General features: G+C 39.8%; 15 protein-coding genes. 11 read left to right on the top strand and 4 right to left on the bottom strand.

What is annotated here, in order from left to right:
• Positions 1–97: 97 nt before the first annotated feature.
• A complete protein-coding gene (locus GD597_RS09240; protein WP_171607564.1) occupies positions 98–2,701 on the top strand; it encodes an FtsK/SpoIIIE family DNA translocase in 2,604 nt (867 codons plus the stop codon).
• Positions 2,702–2,890: 189 nt separating this feature from the next.
• Entirely contained in the window at positions 2,891–3,484 is a 594-nt protein-coding gene (locus GD597_RS09235; protein WP_171607563.1) for a DUF1566 domain-containing protein, read from the top strand.
• Positions 3,485–3,805: 321 nt separating this feature from the next.
• Here GD597_RS09235 and GD597_RS09230 read toward each other — a convergent pair whose 3' ends face one another.
• The gene (locus tag GD597_RS09230; protein WP_171607562.1) at positions 3,806–4,888 is read right to left on the bottom strand and encodes a Gfo/Idh/MocA family oxidoreductase; all 1,083 of its coding nucleotides are present in this window, start codon (positions 4,886–4,888) and stop codon (positions 3,806–3,808) included.
• A 154-nt stretch (positions 4,889–5,042) separates the two neighbouring features.
• Between GD597_RS09230 and GD597_RS09225 the strand changes: the two genes are divergently transcribed.
• Positions 5,043–5,516, top strand: coding sequence for a thioredoxin family protein (locus tag GD597_RS09225; protein ID WP_171607561.1), 474 nt, complete (start codon positions 5,043–5,045; stop codon positions 5,514–5,516).
• Here the strand turns inward: GD597_RS09225 and GD597_RS09220 are convergent.
• Both GD597_RS09220 and GD597_RS09215 read right to left on the bottom strand, forming a co-directional pair.
• Positions 5,475–6,074, bottom strand: a complete 600-nt coding sequence (locus GD597_RS09220) for an NUDIX domain-containing protein (protein ID WP_171607560.1) — start codon at positions 6,072–6,074, stop codon at positions 5,475–5,477. The genes GD597_RS09225 and GD597_RS09220 overlap by 42 nt on opposite strands.
• A gap of 45 nt (positions 6,075–6,119) precedes the next feature.
• Entirely contained in the window at positions 6,120–7,142 is a 1,023-nt protein-coding gene (locus GD597_RS09215) for a transglutaminase domain-containing protein (protein WP_171607559.1), read from the bottom strand.
• A 309-nt stretch (positions 7,143–7,451) separates the two neighbouring features.
• Between GD597_RS09215 and rbsK the strand changes: the two genes are divergently transcribed.
• The 3 genes from rbsK to GD597_RS09200 all read left to right on the top strand — a co-directional run bounded on the left by rbsK (position 7,452) and on the right by GD597_RS09200 (position 11,038).
• Positions 7,452–8,363: a ribokinase gene (gene rbsK, locus GD597_RS09210; protein WP_171607558.1), complete on the top strand. Its 912-nt coding sequence runs from the start codon at positions 7,452–7,454 to the stop codon at positions 8,361–8,363.
• Between the two features lie 98 nt (positions 8,364–8,461).
• Positions 8,462–10,009 carry an ADP-ribosylglycohydrolase family protein gene (locus tag GD597_RS09205; RefSeq protein WP_171607557.1) on the top strand — a complete coding sequence of 516 codons (1,548 nt, stop codon included), beginning with the start codon at positions 8,462–8,464 and terminating at the stop codon, positions 10,007–10,009.
• A gap of 27 nt (positions 10,010–10,036) precedes the next feature.
• The gene (locus GD597_RS09200) at positions 10,037–11,038 is read left to right on the top strand and encodes a GRP family sugar transporter (protein ID WP_171607556.1); all 1,002 of its coding nucleotides are present in this window, start codon (positions 10,037–10,039) and stop codon (positions 11,036–11,038) included.
• Between the two features lie 299 nt (positions 11,039–11,337).
• Here the strand turns inward: GD597_RS09200 and GD597_RS09195 are convergent, their stop codons facing one another.
• Entirely contained in the window at positions 11,338–11,832 is a 495-nt protein-coding gene (locus GD597_RS09195) for a YybH family protein (RefSeq protein WP_171607555.1), read from the bottom strand.
• A 338-nt stretch (positions 11,833–12,170) separates the two neighbouring features.
• Between GD597_RS09195 and ruvA the strand changes: the two genes are divergently transcribed.
• From ruvA to rfbD, 5 genes are all read left to right on the top strand, one after another.
• Positions 12,171–12,761, top strand: a complete 591-nt coding sequence (gene ruvA / locus GD597_RS09190; protein WP_171607554.1) for a Holliday junction branch migration protein RuvA — start codon at positions 12,171–12,173, stop codon at positions 12,759–12,761.
• A 41-nt stretch (positions 12,762–12,802) separates the two neighbouring features.
• Complete coding sequence (gene sov / locus GD597_RS09185) at positions 12,803–20,062, top strand: T9SS outer membrane translocon Sov/SprA (protein WP_235954247.1); 7,260 nt, start codon at positions 12,803–12,805, stop codon at positions 20,060–20,062.
• A gap of 245 nt (positions 20,063–20,307) precedes the next feature.
• On the top strand, positions 20,308–21,438 hold the full coding sequence (locus GD597_RS09180; RefSeq protein WP_171607553.1) for a DegT/DnrJ/EryC1/StrS family aminotransferase: 1,131 nt from the start codon (positions 20,308–20,310) through the stop codon (positions 21,436–21,438).
• A gap of 11 nt (positions 21,439–21,449) precedes the next feature.
• Positions 21,450–22,436 carry a UDP-glucuronic acid decarboxylase family protein gene (locus tag GD597_RS09175; RefSeq protein WP_171607552.1) on the top strand — a complete coding sequence of 329 codons (987 nt, stop codon included), beginning with the start codon at positions 21,450–21,452 and terminating at the stop codon, positions 22,434–22,436.
• 233 nt (positions 22,437–22,669) lie between these two features.
• On the top strand, positions 22,670–23,542 hold the full coding sequence (rfbD, locus tag GD597_RS09170) for a dTDP-4-dehydrorhamnose reductase (RefSeq protein WP_171607551.1): 873 nt from the start codon (positions 22,670–22,672) through the stop codon (positions 23,540–23,542).
• The last annotated feature ends 101 nt before the right edge of the window (positions 23,543–23,643 follow it).

Raw genomic sequence — 23,643 nt, 5'->3', positions numbered from 1 at the left:
TACTTTATCAGTATAAAGTGGAAAACTTTAGTAAGCTTTTGCGCCGGGGCTTTATACCATTGTGAGCAGCAAGTCCGTTATATTTGTGCATTATTCTATGGCCAATAAATTAAAAACAAAGGCACCGCCAGCTCCCAGTCCGGATGAGCTAAAAGCAGACAAGGAGGTGGAAGTTACCGTAAAAGAGGTTGTTAAAGACGAACGTACAACAAAAATTGCCGGCGCTATAAGCCTGCTGGTAGCTGCATTTTTATTTATTGCCTTTACTTCGTATTGTTTTACCTGGCAACAAGACCAGGATAAAGTTTTTAGGTTTACCGATATTTTTAAGATTGATAATAACAATGCCGTTAGCAATTTGCTGGGTGTATTGGGTGCCTATATTGCGCATGTATTTATACGCAATGGTTTTGGCCTGGCCAGCTATTTGTTTTGTACTTTCTTTTTTGTGCTTGGAGCAAACCTATTGTTTGATAAAAAAATATTTAGCATTGTACGTAACCTGCGGTATTTAATTACGGGTTTGCTGGTGCTGAGTGTAAGTTTTTCTTTTTTCTTTCAACATACCGCTTTTTCTTTTGGCGGTGCGGCTGGTGAATTGATGGAAGCCTGGCTGGTAAAATGGATTGGAAGCGTGGGCACTGCCGCATTATTATTATTGGCAGTTTTGGCCTATGTTATCTGGCGTTTTAACCCGGTATTTAAAATGCCAGTGCTACCTGTTTTTAAATCTCCATCATCTTCAAAGCAGGTACCGGCAACGGGGGATGGGCTGGGTATGGAAGATATGGAAGAGGAAGATGAGCCATCAATGGCTTTATATAATAGAGAAGAACCCGAAGAAGAGGAAGATGATGATATTAACAGCCCGGGGAATAAGCTAAAAAATGATGGAAAAAATGTAATGGTGATTATGCCTAAAACTGTGCCATTGCAGGTAAACCCCATGAATGATTTTTCGCTTACTGAAAAGGATATTCCTGCCGATGAAGCACCAGTTCCTCCACCTTCAATGCCTGATGAGCCATTAACCGAAAAAGCAGCTTTATTTATACAACAACCACGTACCAGAAAACCTGTGGCGCCTGTAAATATGGAGTTGGAGATAAATGCCGGTAAACCGGATGAAGATGTGCCCTCTGAGATATTTATTCCGCCGGCAGAAACACCTGTAGCAGCTAAGGATTATAAAGCGCAGGGCGATTATGAACCTACTCTTGATTTGCGGGATTATAAATACCCCTCCATTGATTTACTGGAAACCCATGGCAGCGAGAAAATAGTACATGACCCTGCCGAATTGGAAACGCATAAAAACCAGATCATAGAAACATTAAAAAACTATGATATTGCCATACAACGTATAGCCGCAACTGTTGGCCCAACGGTTACCTTATACGAAATTGTGCCTGCTCCCGGGGTACGTATTAGCCGGATTAAAAATTTGGAAGACGATATTGCGCTAAGCCTTGCTGCATTGGGCATACGTATTATTGCACCTATACCGGGTAAAGGTACCATTGGTATAGAAGTACCCAATGTGCGCAAAACCGTGGTAAGCATGAAAACACTGCTGGCATCAGATAAGTTTCAAAACAATACATTTTCGTTGCCCATTGCCATTGGTAAAAAAATTGATAATGAGAATTTTATTGTAGACCTGGCCAGCATGCCTCACCTGTTAATGGCAGGTGCTACGGGGCAAGGTAAATCGGTTGGTATTAATGCTTTGCTGGTATCGCTATTATACAAGAAACACCCATCACAATTAAAGCTGGTACTTGTAGACCCTAAAAAGGTGGAACTTAGTTTATACCGGGTTATTGAAAAACATTTTCTGGCCAAGTTACCGGGCGAGGATGAGCCGATTATTACCGATACCAAAAAGGTAATTAACTCCCTAAACGCATTGTGTATAGAAATGGATAACCGGTACGATCTGTTAAAAGAAGCCGGTTGCCGTAATATTAAAGAATACAACGAAAAATTTGTAAAACGCCGTTTAAACCCACAAAAGGGCCACCAGTTTTTACCCTTTATTGTATTGGTAATTGATGAGTTTGCCGATTTGATTATGACCGCCGGCAAAGAAATTGAGTTACCCATTGCCCGTCTTGCACAGTTGGCCCGTGCGGTAGGCATACACTTAATTATTGCCACCCAAAGGCCATCTGTAAATATTATTACGGGTACTATTAAGGCCAATTTTCCGGCACGAATAGCATTTAAAGTGTCGTCTAAAATAGATAGCCGTACCATTCTTGATGCCGGTGGCGCAGAACAGTTAATTGGTAAGGGCGATATGCTGGTAAGTTATAATGGTGAAATTACCCGTTTGCAATGTGCTTTTGTAGATACCCCCGAAGTAGACCGTATTGTAGAGTTTATCGGTTATCAGGCCAGCCTGCCTGAACAATATTATCTGCCATTATTTGAAGACGATAAAGAACCCGATCATAAAAATTTTGATGGCGAAGACCGCGACCCATTGTTTGAAGAAGCCGCTAAGCTAATTGTAGCCAATCAAATTGGCAGCACCTCATTAATACAACGTAAAATGAAACTGGGTTATAACCGCGCAGGTCGTTTAATGGATCAGCTGGAAGCAGCAGGCATTGTGGGCAAAAACCTGGGCAGTAAAGCAAGAGATGTGCTGGTAAAATCTGATACCGAATTGCAGGAAATCCTCGATATGTTTTAGTGTGTTTTTTAGCCCGGCATTAGCAGGCAATGCAGCTTTACTTGCGTCGCACTCTTGTGCATTCGGGGCAATGAGCAGCAAGGTTTTGAAAATTACAAATGGCCATAATTTATATGATGAGTATCATGTGTGATACCGTGTGCGAATAACCTATTTTAGATGGCACATTAACATCTTTAAACAAACCTCATGAAAAAGATTACTTCAGCTCTCGCCATTGTAATGTTATTATGTATTGCATGTACAAAACAAGATAGCCAACCACTAAAAACTTCAAACGATTTATCTGTTCAAAATACAAATTCATTCTTAGCCAGCCATTTTATAGGCGAACGTTTTGGTGGCGGTGTAATATTTATGCTCAACAAGTCAAAAATCCATGGGCTTATTAGCGATACAATTGATTTAGGCCTTACCGGGTACAATGATGTAAGTAACATAATTACGGGTGCCAGTGCTACTGCCATTGGAACCGGCTTTGCCAATACAAGAACCATTAAAGCCGTACAGGGAAACACCGATCAATATGCAGCGCTTTTATGCCTTGAATCAACCAGGGGTGGTTTTACTGATTGGTTTTTACCCTCAAAAGATGAATTAAATGGCTTGTTTCTGCACCGCAAAATTGTTGGAGGTTTTGTAAGGAGTGCCTATTGGAGTTCAAGTGAAACCTATGGACAGGGTTATGGCACTGCCTGGAGCCAGGATTTTATTAGGGGTACTCAGGATCCTTATTCCAGTAAGCAAGGTTGGTATTATGTTCGGGCTATCAGGGCTTTTTAGTTTTACATATTGCCCGGCTATTCTATTCGCTACATTTTATACTGTGGTTATTGCCTTTTTATTTCGTAACTTTTTTGTTAGGCTAAAAGATTTGCCCTGCATAAAAATCAGGTGTTTTAAATGCGTAGAACACTTGTGCGTTCAGGGCAATGGGGCAGCAATGGAAAATGGTCTATGCTGATTATATTCTGTAAGCCAATTCAACCTATAAGCCTTTTATCCCTCAGCCAAAATTTGCTGCCATGAAAGAGGAACCCTGAACCGAGCGTGGCAAGTGCAGCTGCCTGATGATTTGCTGATGATCACAACAATAAAAACAAACTAATCCGGGTACGCAATATCCAGTAAATCCGTGCAGGGAATGGTAGCTTTTTGCTCGTTGCTTTGCATAGCCAGTTCTATTATTCTGATGGTATTATAGCCATGTTCTGGTCTTTCGCGTAGAGGCATGCCTTCGCGAAGTGTCTTGTACAGATTGCTGTAATAATACCCATAATCGCCCCGCAGGGTAGGGTATATTTCTTTTACCAGCTGATTGTTGATCACAGTATGCAGCAGCCCGTAATTGGCTTCGTTTTCGTAGCCCCAGTTTTCTACTTGTGTAGGCAGTTTGCCTGCCCGCTGATAGGCTTCCTGTGGATCCTCACCGCTTTTTATAAAGGAACCAATAGTGCCATGGATCATATAACGCGGGCCGGGTTCGCGTACCAGCATGCCGCTTTTAAGGGTTACTTTTAAAAAATCATAGTACAGCTGTACCTCAAAATTGTCAACGGTTTTGGCATGTGGCCGTTGCAGGCGAATATCTGCCATAATATGTTTTGGCATACCAAAAAGGTATAATGCCTGATCGATAAGATGCGAACCTAAATCGTATAAAATACCACTGCCTGGGGTGTTTTCTTCCCGCCAGGCATTGGGCTTGGCTTCGGCCCTGTAACGGTGATAATGGGCTTCGAAACTATGTACCGGCCCTAGCAATTGTTTACCCAACATTTCTTTGATGGTAAGGAAATCAGTTACATAGCGCCTGTTATGAAATACGCTTAATGTTTTATTGGTTTGTTTGGAGAGTTCAATTAATTCCAATGCCTCGCTGCTATGTATAGTAAATGGTTTTTCCAATACCACATGTTTGCCTGCCATCAATGCCGCTTTGGTATAAGGCACATGGGTATTGTTAGGCGTAGTAATTATTACCAGTTCCAGCTCCTGTATTTGCAGTAATTCTTCTATGGAGCGCACAATAAGGGCGTTGGGGAAAAGCGTGGCAGATTCGCTTAGATTGCGTTCAAGCACAGCAATTACTTCATAATGCTGAGGTTGGGTAACAATAAAAGGAGCATGCATAAACTTACCTGCAGCGCCAAAACCTACAATGGCGGTTTTAATGGGATGGCTCATATATAAATATTAAAACTTAATCCTCAAATATATTGAACCTGCGCCAATGTACATGCCAGTAAAATTTAACATGCTAAACGTTAAAGCATTAATAAATCAGTTATTATTGTAAGGGAAAGATTGTTATTTCGTACCTGAGTAAAAATTGATTACTATGAAATTGAATAAACTGTTTGTAACCATGCTGGCCGTAAGCATTGTGGCCGTTATAACATTGGCAGCATTTGCAGCCAAAAAGGATATACACCCCAAAATAAAACCTGTTGCTGAAAAGGGCATTCTATTTATTGAACAGGATTGGAACAAGGCTTTACAACAAGCCAAAGCACAAAAAAAATTAATATTTCTGGATATTTATGCTACCTGGTGCGGACCCTGCAAAATGTTAAAAAAGAATACTTTCTCCGACCCCAAAGTAGCGGCATTTTTTAATAAGAACTTTATTAATATTACAGTTGACGGCGAAAAATCTGTTGGCCCCGATTTAGCCAGAAAATTTGCAATAGAAGGTTATCCAACACTTATTGTTGCAGATGGTGATGGTAACCCCGTAGCCATTTCTGTTGGTTATATTGATGATGCACAGTTATTGGATTTCGGCAACAAGGCTTTGGCTAAAAGATTTTAGTGTTATTTTTTTCTCGCACAATAAAATCTTGGTTTGCAGTATAGCTGATACAGTAATGGCATCAGTTATGTCACCTCTTTGTACCATTTGATATACCTCATCAAATGGTATTTTTTTTACGGTAATATCCTCGGTTTCTTCGGGCATGGCAGCCAATTGTGTAAGCCCGGTAGCTACATAAACAATACAGGCTTCATCACTTACTGAATTTGACACATGCAGGTCAAGAATTTTATACCAGTTGCTGGCTTGTAAGCCGGTTTCTTCATGTAATTCCCTTTGTGCTGAGTAGAGTGGATCATCTTCCAATGGGCCGCCGCCTTCGGGTATTTCCCAGCTATACTGGTCAATTGGAAAACGGTATTGCCCTACCAGGTAAGTATTGCCATCTTCATCAATAGGTACAATACCAATGGCAATATTTTTAAAATGCACTTTTCCATAAATGCCTTTGCCGCCAGATGGATTTAATACATTAAAATGGGTTACGGTAATCCAGTTATTGTTATAGGCAATATGCTGGTCAATTATTTTCCAGGGGTTGGGATATTCTTTCATACCCGTAAATTAATTTTTTTTCTATATCAAAATGCACAATGTCTTTTATGGGGATTGATTTGGCTTTTGTATTGTACCAGCGCCCTCATTTATTTTAATGCGATAGCGCATTAACAATTCATCATTATAAATAATATTCAGCCATTGCATATGGGCGTTTGTAACATGATAAGTATAACTCACGGTATTACCCTGAATGGTATTCACCGGTTTGCCAGCCCCGCAACATTGCAAAATAAAAATGGTAGATGAATCAATATTGGCAATATCTGTAGCCCATAATAGTTTTTTGGTGCGGTTATTTTGCAGGCTAACTACAATACTATCTCCCACATGGGTTTCTATAATGCCGTTCACGGGGGTAAAACCGGCAATATAATTTCTATTAAAAGCGCCTGTTTTAAAAGGGGTAGCATTAAACTCTTTCATTATCGCAAAAGAATCCAGCAACATCCATTTTTGTTCTTCGGGGTAATGGTCTTCGGCAAATTGAGCTGGTTGTGTAAGAAAATAATTATAGTTTATGGCTCTTTCAAATTCGTTGCGGTAATTAATATAACCGCTGGCCCAGGTGGCATCCAATAAGTGCCAGGCACTATCCAAAAAAACAGCATTCCATTTATGATTACTTCTAAATTGTGTTCCTGTACGGTTTATATTAGTTTTGCCATATCCAGTAATAATTTCGCAGGGTATTTTGGTATAATCGCATAGCACTTTAAACAGCCTGGCATAACCATCACAAACGGCTGTTCCGCGTTCCAGTACTGTTAATGCCACCCGAATATTTAAGGGTTGTAATGGGGCAGTGGAATCATCGTCTTCCTCCATACTATAATCGCGTTGCGGGTTGCGGCTGCTACGGTTAAAAATGGCAACATTATAATCAATATGGCTGGTTACCCAGTTAAAAATAGACCGAACTTTTTGTTTATCGGTACTATCACCTGCAGTTATTTCGGCGGCCAGTTTAGGCAGGGGATTTTTATTTGTCTGCGCAGTAACACAGATTGATCCTATGCATCCAAAAACCAGACAAGTTAAAAGTCTAAAAAATTGTACCCCCATATTTTAAAATTAAGCAATACTTCTATAACCTGCTATTGTAACAGGTAGGGTATTATTGGCTCTGCTTTTTATTAAGCATTTAACATCCGTTGCGTCGCACTCTTGTACTACAGGTAATGCTATGCAGCTTATATACAAGGGAAAAGATGCGTTTTTTATCATAGTGCATAAAATAAATACCCAACTTTCTAAAATTTACGCCCACACAAATACAAAAAAAATATGTGTAGTTACATTACCCTTTAAAAGTGCATGGATATAAAAAATAGTATATTTTTAGAAAGTATAACGATTGACTAAATAAAGCATATGAGCAGTAAAAAAATACTGGTAGTGGGCAGCTCCAATACCGATATGGTAATAAAATCGGCGCATATACCCAAACCAGGTGAAACCATTATTGGCGGCACTTTTTTTATGAATGCCGGTGGTAAGGGTGCCAACCAGGCTGTGGCCGCTGCCAGATTGGGTGGTGATGTTGATTTTATTGCAAAAACAGGCAACGATATTTTTGGTAAACAGGCACTTGCATTGTTTAATGCAGAAGGCATACATACACAAGGCGTGCTTACCGATGCTGCACATCCTTCTGGTGTTGCCATGATTACTGTAGATGATAAAGGCGAAAACAGCATTGTAGTAGCTTCAGGGGCCAATGCTGCTTTAACGGTGGATGATATTAAAGCGCAGCAAGCGTTGGTAACCGGGGCCAACATGGTGTTATTGCAGCTTGAAATTCCCATGGCCACTGTAGAATATGTAGCTGCTATTGCCAGTGCTGCCAACAAAATTGTAGTGCTTAACCCTGCACCAGCCATGCCTTTAAGCGATGTATTACTGCAAAACATCAGCATTATAACCCCAAATGAACATGAAGCTGCTTTATTAACAGGCATACTAGTTAATACCGTTGCAGATGCTGAGACTGCCGCACATATTTTACACGCAAAAGGGGTTGCCAATATAATTATTACAATGGGTGCAAAAGGGGCTTTACTATTTACCAATGGTCAATTTGTTTTTATTGATGCCATACCCGTAACTGCCATAGATACTACTGCTGCCGGCGATGTATTTAATGGCGCCCTGGTAGTTGCACTGGCTAATGGTAGTGATATAACTGCTGCTGTGCGATTTGCCGTTAAAGCTGCTGCTATTGCGGTAACCCGCTTAGGTGCGCAGGCATCGGCACCGTATTTAAATGAAGTAGAGAATTTATAAACCAACATAAAGCTGCATAGTATTACCTGGCGTACAAGAGTGCGACGCAAGTAATGCACCATAGTACTACTGCAGCTTAGTACATTAAATAAACCAATATGAAATCTGTTATTAAGCTTTTAGTGTTTGTATTGTTTGCATCTGCCGTACAAGCACAATCTGGTTTTGTTAGCTTGTCTAAAGAGGAATTGAAAAACAAAATTATGGGCGGCTGGGCTGGACAAACCATTGGGGTTACGTTTGGCGGACCTTATGAGTTTAGGTTTCAGGGTACTTTTATTGGGGATTATCAACCGCTGAAATGGTATAATGGTTATTTAAAAGATGCCATGATTAATAATCCCGGCCTGTATGATGATTTGTATATGGACCTGACTTTTGTTGACGTTTTTGAAAAATATGGGTTACTGGCACCGGTAGATTCATTTGCCAATGCCTTTGCACATGCAGGTTATGCATTATGGCATGCCAACCAGGCCGCCCGGTATAATTTGCTAAATGGTATTAAAGCACCACAAAGCGGCTTTTGGAAAAATAACCCCCATGCAGATTGTATAGATTATCAGATTGAAAGCGATTTTGCCGGATTGATGAGTCCGGCTATGCCTAATACCGCTTCTGCCATCAGCGACAAGATTGGCCATATTATGAATTATGGTGATGGCTGGTATGGCGGTGTATATGTTGGAGCCATGTACTCACTGGCATTTGTTTCAAGTGATATAAATTATATAGTTACTGAGGCATTAAAAACCATACCTGCACAAAGCGAGTTTTATAAATGTATGCAGGATGTAATTGCCCTGCATAAAAAATATCCTGCTGATTGGAAAGCTACCTGGCTGGAAGTACAAAGAAAATGGGCCAACGATATTGGCTGCCCCGATGGTGTTTTTGCACCCTTTAATATTGATGCCAAAGTAAATGCGGCCTATGTAATTATCGGGTTATTATATGGTAATGGGAATTTTACCAAAACCCTTGAAATTGCTACGCGTTGCGGTCAGGATGCAGATTGTAATCCATCCAGCGCTGGTGGTATTTTGGGAGCCATAGTGGGTTATAATAAAATTCCGGACTATTGGAAAATGGGTTTGCACGAGGCGGAGGATATTGATTTTAAATATACCACTATGAGCCTGAATAATGTATATGCTACCGGCTATAAACATGCCATTCAAAATATAGAAAACAATGGTGGTAAACAAACCGAAACCAGTGTGTTAATAAAGCTGCAAAAGCCTGTAGCAGTTGCGTTTGAGAAAAGCTTTCCTTCATTATACCCGGTGGCAAAAATTACACCGCAGGTTAACCAGGCAAATAACGAAATCAGCTTTTCTTTTGAAGGCACCGGTTTTGTATTAAGGGGCGAAACTGCCCAGTGGGCCAGTACCAATAGTTTTGCATTTAATACTGCCTTGTATATTGATGATAAACTGGTAGAACAACCGGCATTACCCTCCAGCTTTACTACCCGCCGCCACGAGCTTTGCTGGAATTACGATTTGCCCAATGCCAAACATACGGTGGTATTTAAAATACTGAACCGTACAGGTGCCGATTATTTTAAAACCGACGACGTAATTATTTATGCCAATGCGCCTATAGATGGTATGCAACAAAATATGCGTGCCGCCAAACAATAATGTAAACTATCCAAAAATGACTTTACTATGTTTATAGTTCAATCTTATCCGGTAGCTGTTTTTTGTTGTATCATCACCATGTTATGCTGGGGCTCCTGGGCAAATACCCAAAAGCTGGCCAGCAAAACCTGGCGTTTCGAATTGTTTTACTGGGATTATGTGCTGGGTATTTTTCTCTGTGCTACACTTGCAGCATTTACCTTAGGCAGTTATGGCGATCAGGGCCGCCATTTTACCAACGATCTGGCACAGGCCAGTACAGCCAATATTATTAGTGCATTTATTGGAGGTATAATTTTTAATGCAGCCAATATTTTATTTTCTGCCGCAATTGCTATGGCAGGTATGGCCGTTGCTTTTCCAGTAGCCATTGGGCTGGCCCTGGTTTTGGGAGTGTTGGTAAACTATATGGCTACCCAAAAAGGCGATGCAACCTTTATTTTTGCCGGTGTAATACTCGTAACTATTGCCATTGTATTAAATGCTATTGCCTATAAAAAAGCCGCTGCCACCCAACAAAAAGTATCGTCAAAAGGTATTGTGGTGGCATTGCTGGCGGGTTTACTCATGTCGTTCTTTTACCGTTTTATTGCTGCTTCTATGGATTTGGACAATTTTGAACAGCCTGCTATTGGGAAAATGACACCCTATACTGCTGTATTTATTTTTGCCACCGGCATTGTGTGTAGCAATTTAATTTTCAATACCCTGTTAATGAAAAAGCCTTTTCAGGGCCCGCCAGTTACTTATGCAGATTATTTTAAAGGTAAGTGGAGCACCCATATGGTGGGTATTTTGGGCGGTTTAATATGGGGTATTGGCAATCAGTTTAATTTAATTGCGGCTGGTAAAGCCGGGCCGGCCATTTCCTATGCACTGGGACAAGGTGCTACTTTAATAGCCGCATTGTGGGGTGTTTTTATCTGGAAAGAGTTTAAAGATGCACCCCGTTCAACTAATGGATTGTTGGCAGCTATGTTTTTATTATTTATTGCCGGTTTGGCTTTGTTGGTATATGCAGGTCAATGATTTTATTAGCCCGGCAAATGAATACCTATGAAGCAGCCGTTGCGTCGCACTCTTGTACGGCTATAACATAGTTCAGCAATTAGCCTTAGCTGCTAGCCATTAGCTTTATACAACTAACAATTTTCATTAGCTTTCACCTTTTTTAGTCTAAAAAAGAACAAAAAAACACCCGAAAACCAAATTGCCGTTTTCGGGTGTAAATATGTGTTAAGCTGTTTTACTATTGTGATGTAGTATAGACGAATGTTATTGGCTAAAAGCTAATAGCCAACAGCTAAAAGCCACTAACTAAAACCATCTTATTTTACTGGTGCAGGCGGTACATTACTTGTCCAAACATCGCGGAACATTTTCCAGGCGCCGTTTTCTTTTTTCCAGAGAACAATATATTTACCATTATCAACAGCTGTTCCATCTGCAGCGGTAAGGGTATATGTACCTTCTTCGCCAACCAGTTCTTCGCCACCCCAAACATTGCTGGTGCTAAGTTTAAAATCTTTTAAACCCATGTGTACAGATGCGGCTACAAAACCGCTGATACCGGCTTGTCCTTCTATAGCAGGCATACCAGCAGGCATTATTTTGCCATCAGTAGCATAGCAAGCTGCAACACCGGTAGAATCCCCTTTGGTAAATGCGGCCATAAATGCATCATTACTGGCAGCAATAGCCGCTTTTGCTGAATCTAAACTAAAAGCAGGGGCTGCTGAAGTAGTATCGGCAGCGGGTTCGTTATTACAGGAAATTAAGGCCACCATTATTAGGGCAACCATAAAACTTTGCATTGATTTCATATTTGATAATTTTATGAAAGGTAATAGTTGAAAGGGTTGTGTATCATACCCTGCATAGGGTATAAATACTACAATTTAAGAACACCAAACTATTGCTGATAGTTATTTGCCTTTAGCTAATAACCGATTGTATTAGCTTCCAGTTTGTATTGGGAAACCCCAATGCTAAAATGCTTCAGTACTAACTGCTGCCCACTTTACCGAACGTACAAGTGAGTGACACAAGCGGCGATGCCCATAGCGGTGCAGCTGATTAAACAACTGGTATTAGGCCTTTTATTATTATTAATTTAACCTGTTTGTTGCCCTGAAACTATAATTTTGGTAATATCGTATTTATGATAGCATTTGTTAGAGGCAAATTTGCCAGAAAATCGCCCTCGCAGGTAATTGTAGATGTGAATGGAGTTGGGTATGAATTGCAGATTAGTTTGCATACTTATTCTTTTATTAGCAATAAAGAGGAGGGGCAACTGGTTACTTATTTGCACATTACCGAAAATGGGCAAACTTTATTTGGCTTTTTTGAACAGACGGAGAAGGAACTTTTTTTGCAATTAATAAGTGTTTCGGGTGTAGGCGCTTCAACCGCACGTATGATGTTGAGCGGTTTAAACCCCGATGAAATAATGAAAGCAATTGTACAGGGCAATACAAAACAGCTGGAAGGCGTTAAAGGTATTGGGAAAAAAACAGCAGAGCGACTGGTATTGGAATTGAGAGATAAACTGGCTAAAGTGCAAACAGAGTTGAGTGTAAGTACGGGTGCAAATCATTTCAGATCGGTTGAACAGGATGTTGTTCAGGCACTTGTAGGACTAGGTATAGCCAGACCCATGGCCGAATCGGCTGTTAAAAAAGTTTCCTTGTCTGCCAAAGAATCGCTTTCTTTGGAGGAATTTATTAAACAAGCTTTAAAAAATTTATAACCTATCGCAAATACTTCTACCTAACCAGATCTTACTGTACATTGTATAAGATTTTTCGAATCATATTTCTTTTATTGTTTACTTATTGTGTAACTGCATTAACCCTGCAGGCAGTAGCCCAAAAAGTTGACACTACACGCCGTGCTGCAAAGGATTCTTTACGGTTTCCTATAAAAGACAGGCGTGGCGACCGCTTTTCGTGGCAGTCTAATAATCCTTTTGACCTGCAAGACACTGGTTTTATAAAACAAACCATTGAATACGATCCCAAAACCAATGAATATTATATTGTTGAGAAAATAGGTAATACGCTTTACCGTAAACCTACCACACTAACTTTTGATGAGTACCTGAAAATTCAATCGGCACAGGCAGAGAAAGAATATTTTAATTCACGCAGCCGAACTTTATTTGATTTAAACAGAAAAATTGCCCGGCCAAAACCCAGGGTATACGATAAATTATTTGATAGGATTTTTGGTGTTGCACCAGGAGGTTTAAAAGTGGATATTAAACCACAGGGGTCGGTGGATTTAACGGCAGGCTATGATGGGCAAAATGTAAAGAACCCCACATTGCCTGAATCGGCCAGAAAGAATGGTGGCTTTGATTTTAAAATGAATTCTAACATTAACGTAAATGCCAGTATTGGTGATAAATTAAAACTACCCATTAGTTATAATACCCTGGCCAATTTTGATTTTGAGAATCAGTTAAAGCTGGATTATAAAGGGATGGATGATGAGATATTAAAATCGGTGGAAGCCGGTAATATTTCTTTTCAAAGCAAGGGTTCATTAATGTCGAGCGTTCAAAGTTTATTTGGTATAAAAACCTCTTTACAATTTGGTAAATTATATGTAACGGCTGCATTGGCTAGTCAGCGTTCGCAAAAACAATCTTTAACCCTGCAAGGTGGTGGCTTAAACCAAAAAATAAATAAGCGTCTTGACGATTATGAAGAAAACCGCCACTTTTTGTTGGGGCAATATTTTAAGGATAATTACGACAAAGCCATGGCCAACCTGCCGGTGGTAACCAGCCAGGTACAGATATTGCGTTTGGAAGTGTGGCTAACGAATAGAAATGGATCAACCATTAACACCAGAAGTATTGTTGGTTTTACTGATTTAGCAGAGCCACAGCCTTACAACCCAATTGTACATTCCCTTACGAGTAACACTTTGCCACAAAACGGGGGTAATGACCTTTACTCCTTTTTAGCTGGGGATGCTACCAATAACAGGAATCCTGCATTGATTAATTCAATTTTATTAGCAAAGGGGTTATCTCCAGTAAATGATTTTGAGAAGACATTTGCCAGAAAGTTAGACCCAAGTGAATATTATTTTAATCCTCAGGTGGGTTTTATTTCGTTAAACCAGCAGTTGCAGCCAGATGATGTATTGGCGGTGGCTTACCAATACACTTACAATGGTAAAGTGTACCAGGTGGGGGAGTTTTCTCAGGATGTGACGTTGGATTCTACACAGGGTGTACAAAAAGTATTGTTTCTGAAATTATTAAAAGCTACCTCCCAAAGAGTTGAACTTCCGTTATGGGATTTGATGATGAAGAATGTGTATTCCCTTGATGTATCAGGTGTTCAGCGTGAAAACTTTAACCTGAATGTATTGTATCTTGAGCCAAGTGGAGGTATGAAAAGATATTTGCCGGAAACAAATCCTGATTATTCCGGTAAGCCCTTGCTAACCATCTTAAACCTGGACCGGTTAAATAACCGTAACGACCCTTTACCAGACGGGCAATACGACTTTGTAGACAGTTTCACTGTAAATAGCCAGATGGGTAAAATTATATTTCCGGTTTTACAACCATTTGGTAATTATTTGGAAAGTACCGCCTTAAAAGACCAGCCTCAGGATGTAAAAGATAAATATTTGTTTCCGCAGTTATATGATTCTATTAAAGCCATTGCGCAAACCTATGCCAATCTTGACCGGTTTTATATACAGGGAACAGTAAAGGGTAGCTCTTCTACCGATATTTATTTGGGAGGATTTAATATACCGCCTGGTTCGGTTTCTGTAACCGCAGGTGGTCAGGTATTACAGGAGAATGTAGATTTTGTAATTGATTATAACCTAGGTACTTTAAAGATTATTAATCAGGCGATTATTAATTCTGGTGTACCTGTTAATGTGCAGTATGAAAACAACGCAAGCTTTGGTATTCAGCAGCGAAGTTTTATGGGTTTAAGGTTAGATTATGTGGCTAATAAAAATCTAACGGTTGGTGCTACAATGCAAAAACTTACGGAAAGACCCTTTTTTACTAAGGTAAATTATGGTGAAGACCCGATTCAAAATACCATGTACGGTGTTGACTTTAATTACAGAGCTGAACTGCCAGGTTTAACCCGATTGATTAATAAACTTCCGTTTTACAATTCAAAAACGGTAAGTAATATTAATGCTTATGGTGAGGCCGCTGTGTTAAAACCTGGTCACCCAAAACAAATTGGTAAGGGAAATGAAGGGTTGATTTATATTGATGATTTTGAGGGTACAACCAGTAGTATTGATTTGAGGTTTCCTTTTGTTTCTTGGGTATTGGCATCTACACCGCAAGGCACTAAATTCCCTGAAGCAAGCTTAAGTAATAACCTGGATTATGGAAAGAGCAGGGCAAAAATGGCCTGGTATAACATTGAGCCAATTTTGCAGGACAAATCTAACCCAAGCAATCCTTTAAAGGGTAACCTTACCGCTTTAAGTGATCCCAGAATTAGAGCAGTGTACACCAATGAATTGTTTCCACAACGTACCACCAATATTACCGATGTATTGAATGCGACATTTGATTTGGCCTATTATCCAACAGAACCAGGCCCTTATAATTTTACCAGCGATGTGGCCGATATTGATGGCAATGGAAAGTTGAAAAACCCGAGACAACGATGGGCGGGTATTATGCGTAACATTGATCAGACGGATTTTGAAACCGGCAATATTGAGTTTATGGAATTTTGGATGCAGGACCCCTTCCTGAAAAATCCAAATAGTGCTGGTGGTAAGTTAGTTATTAACCTGGGAAATATAAGTGAGGATGTATTAAAGGATGGGTTACGTTTTTATGAGAATGGGTTAAATACACCTACACAACCTGCAGCAGTAAATACTACTGACAGTAAATGGGGAACAACGCCGGTAAATCCATTTCAGGTTACCCAGGCATTTAGTAATGACCCTGCCGACAGGCCTTATCAGGATGTGGGATTTGATGGGCTTGATGATGAAAATGAAAAAGTAAAACAGGCACAATATTTAGGTGAATTGGCTACCAATTTTGGTACTACATCGGCCATTTATCAAAAGGCAGTGAATGACCCTGCAGGGGATGATTATAAATGGTATCGTGATGCATCCTATGATGCTGCTGCTACTGATATATTGGGGCGGTATAAAAACTACAATAATCCACAGGGTAATTCTCCAGTGTCAACAGGCAATTCTCAGTTTTCACCTGCCGCAACATTATACCCGGATAATGAAGACCTGAACAGGGATAATACATTGAGTGAAACAGAAGAGTATTATGAATACCAAATTGACCTGCAACCAGGAATGGCAACCGGTATTACCAAATATATTACCGATTCTAAAGTAATTACACCAAGATTGGCTGATGGATCTTCAAAACCGGAAACATGGTATTTGTTCAGGATACCTATAAAGAATTACACGGGTAAAGTGGGTAAGATTCCAGATTTCAAATCTATTCGTTTTATAAGGATGTATGCTACAGATTTTGAAGATTCCGTAGTAATGCGTTTTGCCAGTTTTGATTTGGTGCGTAACCAATGGAGAACTTTTACCTATGATCTTGACACAATTGGTTCATATACTCAGGTATCGAGTAATGCCACAATGAATGTTTTGGCTGTTAACCTCGAAGAGAATAGTAGTCGTCAGCCCATACCTTACAAAATTCCTCCGGGTATTGAAAGAGTGCAGTTATTGGGTAATAATGGCGTAAATCTTTTGCAGAATGAGCAATCCATGAGTCTTAAAATAAGCAATCTTGGAAAAGGGGATGCAAGGGCTGTATTTAAAACACTCAACCTGGATATGCGTCAGTATGGACAACTATCTATGTTTTTACATGCAGAGTCAGTAATTGGACAGACAGATGTAAAGGATGGTCAGGTAAATGCAGTTATTCGTATTGGCCAGGATTTTTTGAATAATTATTATGAAATAAAAATTCCGCTAAAAATTACTCAGCCAAGTGCCACAGCTACAGCTGCCGAAATTTGGCCTACTGATAATAACCTGGATATCATTCTAAACGAATTGGTACAATTAAAACTCAGGCGAAATAGTAACGGTGGTTCACTTAGTACCATTTATAGAGAATTACAGGGTACTAAAACCATTTCAGTATTAGGTAATCCAAACCTGGGCGAAGTGCAGGGCTTTTTAATTGGTATAGAAAATAACAATTCCGCTAGCCCCATTTCAACTGAAGTTTGGGTAAATGAATTGAGGCTTTCGCGGATTGATGAAAATGGGGGATGGGCTGCATTGGGTAGAGTTGATATTCAATTGGCAGACCTGGGTTCTTTATCTGTTTCTGCAAATACGTACACGCAAGGTTTTGGTACCATTGAACAAAGAGCAAATGAAAGAGCCCGTGATAACCTTTTACAATTTGATGCCGCTTTGACATTGGATGCTGGTAAACTCTTACCTAAGAAAGCTGGTATTAGTATTCCTGTGTATGCCAGTATTAATAAAAATGTACTTACACCAAAATACGATCCCTATGATCTGGATGTGAAATATCAATACAAACTGGATAATGGCGGGGCCAAAAGAGATTCTATCAAAAAGGTGGCATTAGACCAAACCACAATTACAACGCTTAATTTTACCAATATGCGTTTTGGGCAAACAGGTAAACGGCCCAAATTATGGAGTATCAGCAATTTTGATTTTAGTTACTCTTTTACAAAAATAGAACAGATCAATCCTGTAATATTATTAAATAGTGTTACCAAACAAAGAGCAGGTTTGGGCTATACCTATAGCGCCAGTTCTAAATTTATTGAGCCATTTAAAAAGCTTATCAGAAACAAGAGCCCATGGTTTGCATTGGCCAGAGATTTTAATATTAATCCTATTCCTTCCCTTATCAGTTTCAGAGCTGATGTTAACCGCCAGTTTGGTAAATACACTCCACGTATTGTAAACACTTTTGATAATAAAGTAGAAAGGGTTGATACCACCTACGACAAATATTTCACTTTCGATCGCTTTTATAATATGCGCTGGGATCTAAGCCGTAGCGTTAACCTCGATTTTAGTGCTTCTAATTTTGCCCGCATCGATGAACCTGCCGGGCTGCTGGATACTCAGTCCAAAAAAGATTCCGTTAAAAACAATTTATTCAAGGGTGGTCGTAATACCTTATACCAACAAAGGGGTGTGCTTAGTTATAATTTTCCGTTATCAAAATTGCCTTTAACTGATTGGATTACGGCCCGTTATAGTTATACTACTACTTATAATTGGGTTGGTGCCAGTTTATTGGCAAAAAACCTGGGTAACATTATTGAGAACAGTCAGCAAAACGCACTAAATGCCGAATTTGACTTTTCCCGGTTATACAGTAAATCTGCATGGTTAGAAAAAATGAACCAGCCTGCTGAAAATGCAGATGAACAGCAAGATAATAATGGTAATAAAACCGACACCACCATCATTATTAAACCACGACCCGAAGTAATTAAAGACCTTAAAGGCAAAGCTAAAAAAACTGCATTGCGCAAATGGCGTCTGCAAAAAAGAAATAAACGTAAGCAGGATCGAAATAATAAAGAACACAATGGCCCAACCGGTGTGCTAAAATCTGCCGTGCAGGTGGTTACAATGGTTAAAAGAGTTTCTGTGAATTATAGCGAAAACTATAATACCCGATTACCCGGCTTTACCGATAGTACAAAAATTTTGGGTCAAAACTGGAAAACCTATCAGCCCGGTTTAGATTATGTATTGGGTAAACAACCGGATAGTGCCTGGCTTAATAAAAAAGCATCGCAGGGGGTAATTACCAGGGATAGTTCCTTTAATTTACTCTTTAACCAAACTTTCGATCAGCGATTAAGCCTAACAGCGCAATTAGAGCCTATCAAGGAATTTGTGATAGATATTAATCTTGATAAAACCTTCTCAAAAAATTATTCTGAGTTATTTAAGGATACACTAAACCTGGGTAATCCCCAGCACCTTAATCCATTGGCTTCTGGTGGCTTTAGTGTATCGTACATTAGTTATAAAACGCTTTTCCAAAAATATAAACCTACTGAGGTATCGCAAACCTTTAATAAGTTCCAGGATTATCGTAAAGTAATTGCCGGCAGGTTGGCCAATAGTAATCCTTATTATAAAGCTGCGGGTTCGCAAGTATCAGCAGATGGTTATCCTTTGGGTTATGGCCGTTATGCACAGGATGTGCTTATTCCTGCATTTCTGGCTGCTTATACGGGTAAAGATCCATTATCAGTTAGCCTAATCAAACAGTCTAATCCCAATATTAAATCAAATCCGTTTAGCGGTATTAAACCATTGCCCAATTGGAGGGTTACCTATACGGGTTTGTCAAAAGTGCAGGCTATTGCCAATGTGTTTAGTAATATCAGTTTAACGCATGCCTATTCATCTACTTTAAGTATGAATGCCTATTCCAGTGCATTGTTGTATTACGATCCTTTTCATTATGGGGCACCGGCATTTCTTGATACCATTTCAGGTAATTATATACCATTTTTCCTTTTGCCAAATATCACCATACAAGAGTCTTTTGCCCCCTTATTTGGTATTGATGTAACCACTACCAATCAAACCAATTTCCGCTTCGAATTTAAAAAGAGCAGGCAACTCAGTTTAAGCCTTATAGATTTTCAATTAAGCGAAGTACGCAGCACCGAATGGAGTTTTGGTGGCAGTCTAAGGCAAAAAGGGGTGCACCTGCCATTTAAATTTCCTTTCTTAAAAGAGTCCGAAGCAGGCAACGATATTAACCTAAACCTCGATCTGTCTATGCGGGATGATATACAAAGCAATAGCCGCTTAGACCAGGCCAATGCTTATAGTACAGGTGGACAAAAAGTGGTAAGCATTCAACCTTCTGTAGATATGGTAATGAGCAGTCGTGTAAACCTGAAACTCTTTTTCGATCAGCAACGTGTTGTTCCATATATATCTACTTCTGCACCAGTTACCAATACAAGGGCAGGCGTACAAATACGTATTTCTTTGGCACCATCAACTCCATAATAAATACATTTTTTGAACCAGACAATTGCATAAGTGGCAGCATCCTTGCGTCGCACTCTTGTACTTCCAAAACATGTAGCAGCAATAAAATGCAGGTTTATGTTTTGCTTTAAAAAGCAGAAAAACACAAAAGGAAGCCTTACCTTTTAACTAAAACCATTAACGTATTTACGCATGTATCAAATGCTAATGAAAATGGTTTACACCTATTTTTAGTGTAGTTTTGCCCCACAAATTTTTGATATATGAGGCCTATACAAATGGTGGATTTAAAAACGCAGTACCAGAAAATTAAACCCGAAATTGATGCTGCTGTTATTGGAGTTTTGGAAAGTACCGCATTTATTAATGGCAAACCCGTACAGGATTTTGCACAACATTTATCAGCCTATTTGGGCGCAACCCATGTAATACCCTGTGCCAATGGTACAGATGCCTTACAAATTGCAATGATGGCTTTGGACCTGCAACCCGGTGACGAAGTAATTACACCTTCTTTTACCTATATAGCCACCACAGAAGTGGTAGCACTGCTACGTTTAACACCAGTTTTTGTTGAAGTAGATGCCCGTACATTTTGTATGGATGCAGTAGCTTTACGTAAAGCCATTACGCCAAAAACAAAAGCTATTGTGCCGGTCCACTTATATGGGCAGCCCGCCAATATGGAAGAAATCATGCAAATAGCCAATGAACATAACCTTTATGTAATTGAAGATAATGCACAAGCCATTGGTGCCGATTATTATTTTAAAGATGGCTCATCCAAAAAAACAGGCACCATTGGCCATGTTGGAACTACTTCATTTTTCCCCTCAAAAAATTTAGGGGGTTATGGCGATGGTGGTGCCATTTGCACCAATGATGATGCCCTAGCAGCCAAAATGAAAATGGTAGCAAATCATGGACAAAGCAAACGTTATTACCACGATGTAGTGGGTTGTAATTCCAGATTGGATACAATTCAGGCAGCTATTTTAAATATCAAGTTAAGAGAGTTGGATAACTATATTGCTGCCCGCAGAAAGGCCGCCGATTATTATGATGCCGCCTTTGCCAATCATCCAAAAATTACCACACCCTATCGCTCAGAAAATTCTAAGCACGTATTTCACCAATATACCTTAACTTTAGAGGGTGTAAACAGAGATGGGCTGAATGAATATCTCGCTATGAAAAATATTCCATCAATGATCTATTATCCTGTACCCGGCCACCGCCAACAAATGTTTGCTTCATTTAACCTTGCAGCAACACAACTTTCCGTTACTGATTGGCTTACCGAACGCGTAATATCATTACCTATTCATACCGAGCTGGATGAAGAGCAGTTACAATATATAACAGCTGCTGTTTTAGAATATGTAAACCAATAAATCCAAATACTATGTCAACAAAAAAAAGAGTGCTTATTACCGGTGCTGCCGGTTTCCTCGGTTCTCACCTGTGCGATCGTTTTATTAAAGAAGGCTATCATGTTATAGGTATGGATAACCTTATTACCGGCGATCTTAAAAACATCGAGCACCTGTTTCCCCTGGCCGATTTTGAATTCTATCATCAGGATGTGTCGAAATATATACATATCCCGGGCGAACTGCATTATATACTGCACTTTGCTTCTCCTGCCAGCCCTATCGACTATTTAAAAATCCCCATTCAAACCCTTAAAGTGGGTTCATTGGGTACACATAACTGTCTTGGTTTGGCTAAAGCAAAAAATGCAAGAATGCTTATTGCTTCAACCAGCGAAATCTATGGCGATCCATTGGTACATCCGCAAAACGAAGAATACTGGGGTAATGTAAACCCTATCGGTCCACGCGGCGTATATGATGAAGCCAAACGTTTTCAGGAAGCCATTACCATGGCATACCATACCTTCCATGGCGTTGAAACACGTATAGTGCGTATATTCAATACCTATGGGCCACGTATGCGACTGAATGATGGCCGTGCACTACCTGCATTCATTGGTCAGGCATTAAGAGGCGAAGACCTAACCGTATTTGGCGATGGTAGCCAAACACGTTCTTTCTGCTATGTTGATGATTTGATTGAAGGTATTTACCGTTTACTGTTAAGCGATTATGCTTACCCCGTAAATATTGGTAACCCCAACGAAATTTCATTAAAAGACTTTGCAGAAGAAGTGCTGAAACTTACCGGTTCCAATGTAAAACTCATACACAAAGCATTGCCGGTAGACGATCCAAAACAACGCCAGCCCGATATTACCAAAGCCAGGGAAATTCTTGGATGGGAACCCAAAGTAGGCAGGGCCGAAGGTTTAAGAATTACTTACGAATATTTTAAATCTTTACCTAAAGAAGAACTGGTAAAACAACCCAAAGAATTTGAATCAAGAAAATAAAATACCAACTCCGTAACTATGCTTGCATGTTACGGAGTTTTTTTTGTTTCTAATCATTAAATGCAGTTAGATAAGGGGTTACAGGCATTAGCATATCCATTAAACATCCTTGTGTCACTCACTTGTACGTTCAGCACACTATGCAACTGTACATAAACAAAAGCGACATAGTCATGCAGCCGAAATAGTTCCCAAATTTACTGCAGTAGCCACCCAATATAAAACCACCAACTATGCAAAAACCCGTTATTATTGTTTCAGGCAAAAATGGCCAGTTGGGCAGCGAATTACAGGCCGCAGCCGAACAATTCCCCCAATTCGAATTTCAATTTTCTGACAGAGATTCCCTTGATATAGCAAACGAAACAGCGCTATTACAATTATTTGGGCATTGTAAGCCTGCTTATTTTATTAATGCTGCTGCATATACTGCTGTAGACAAAGCTGAAACTGATCAGGAAAATGCCTATAAAATAAATGCTGCCGCCTGTGGTTATATTGCCAATGCCTGCAAGCAATATGGCACTAAACTTATTCATATTTCTACAGATTATGTGTTTAACGGTAGCGCCACTGCACCATACAAGGAAGATGACAAAACCGATCCCGTCAATTATTACGGCTATACCAAATGGATGGGAGAGCAGCTGGCATTAGAAAATAATCCGCTCACCATGGTTATACGCACCGCTTGGGTATACAGCGAATTTGGTAACAATTTTGTAAAAACCATGTTGCGTTTAATGAAAGATCGTAAAGACCTTAATGTAGTTAGCGATCAGCGGGGTACACCAACCTATGCCAAAGATCTGGCAGCCGTTATTTTACAAATTGCAGCCGCCTGCCAGGCCAATAGTAACAGCTTTGTACCCGGAATTTATAATTACTCCAATGAGGGTGAGATTTCCTGGTTTGAATTTGCTACGGCCATCAGGGATATAAAGCAATTGGATTGTAATGTACACCCCATAAATGCCGTACAATATCCCACACCGGCAAAAAGGCCCGGATATTCAGTATTGGATAAAACTAAAATTCAGCAAACCTATGCTACACCAGCCATCAATTGGAGAGAAAGCCTGGAAGCCTGTTTGGCAAAATTGTAAATTTTATAGTAAAAATATGTTTCAGTCCTGCCCCTAATGGCAGGATTTTTTTGTGTGATTAACCGCCGGTTTACAGTTAAGTTTGTGGGGAAATCTATGCA

It is taken from the genome of Limnovirga soli (assembly GCF_013106755.1).
GTDB lineage: Bacteria > Bacteroidota > Bacteroidia > Chitinophagales > Chitinophagaceae > Limnovirga > Limnovirga soli.
The sequence above is the reverse complement of the archived record's forward strand: the minus strand, read 5'-3'. Positions and strand labels throughout refer to the sequence as shown.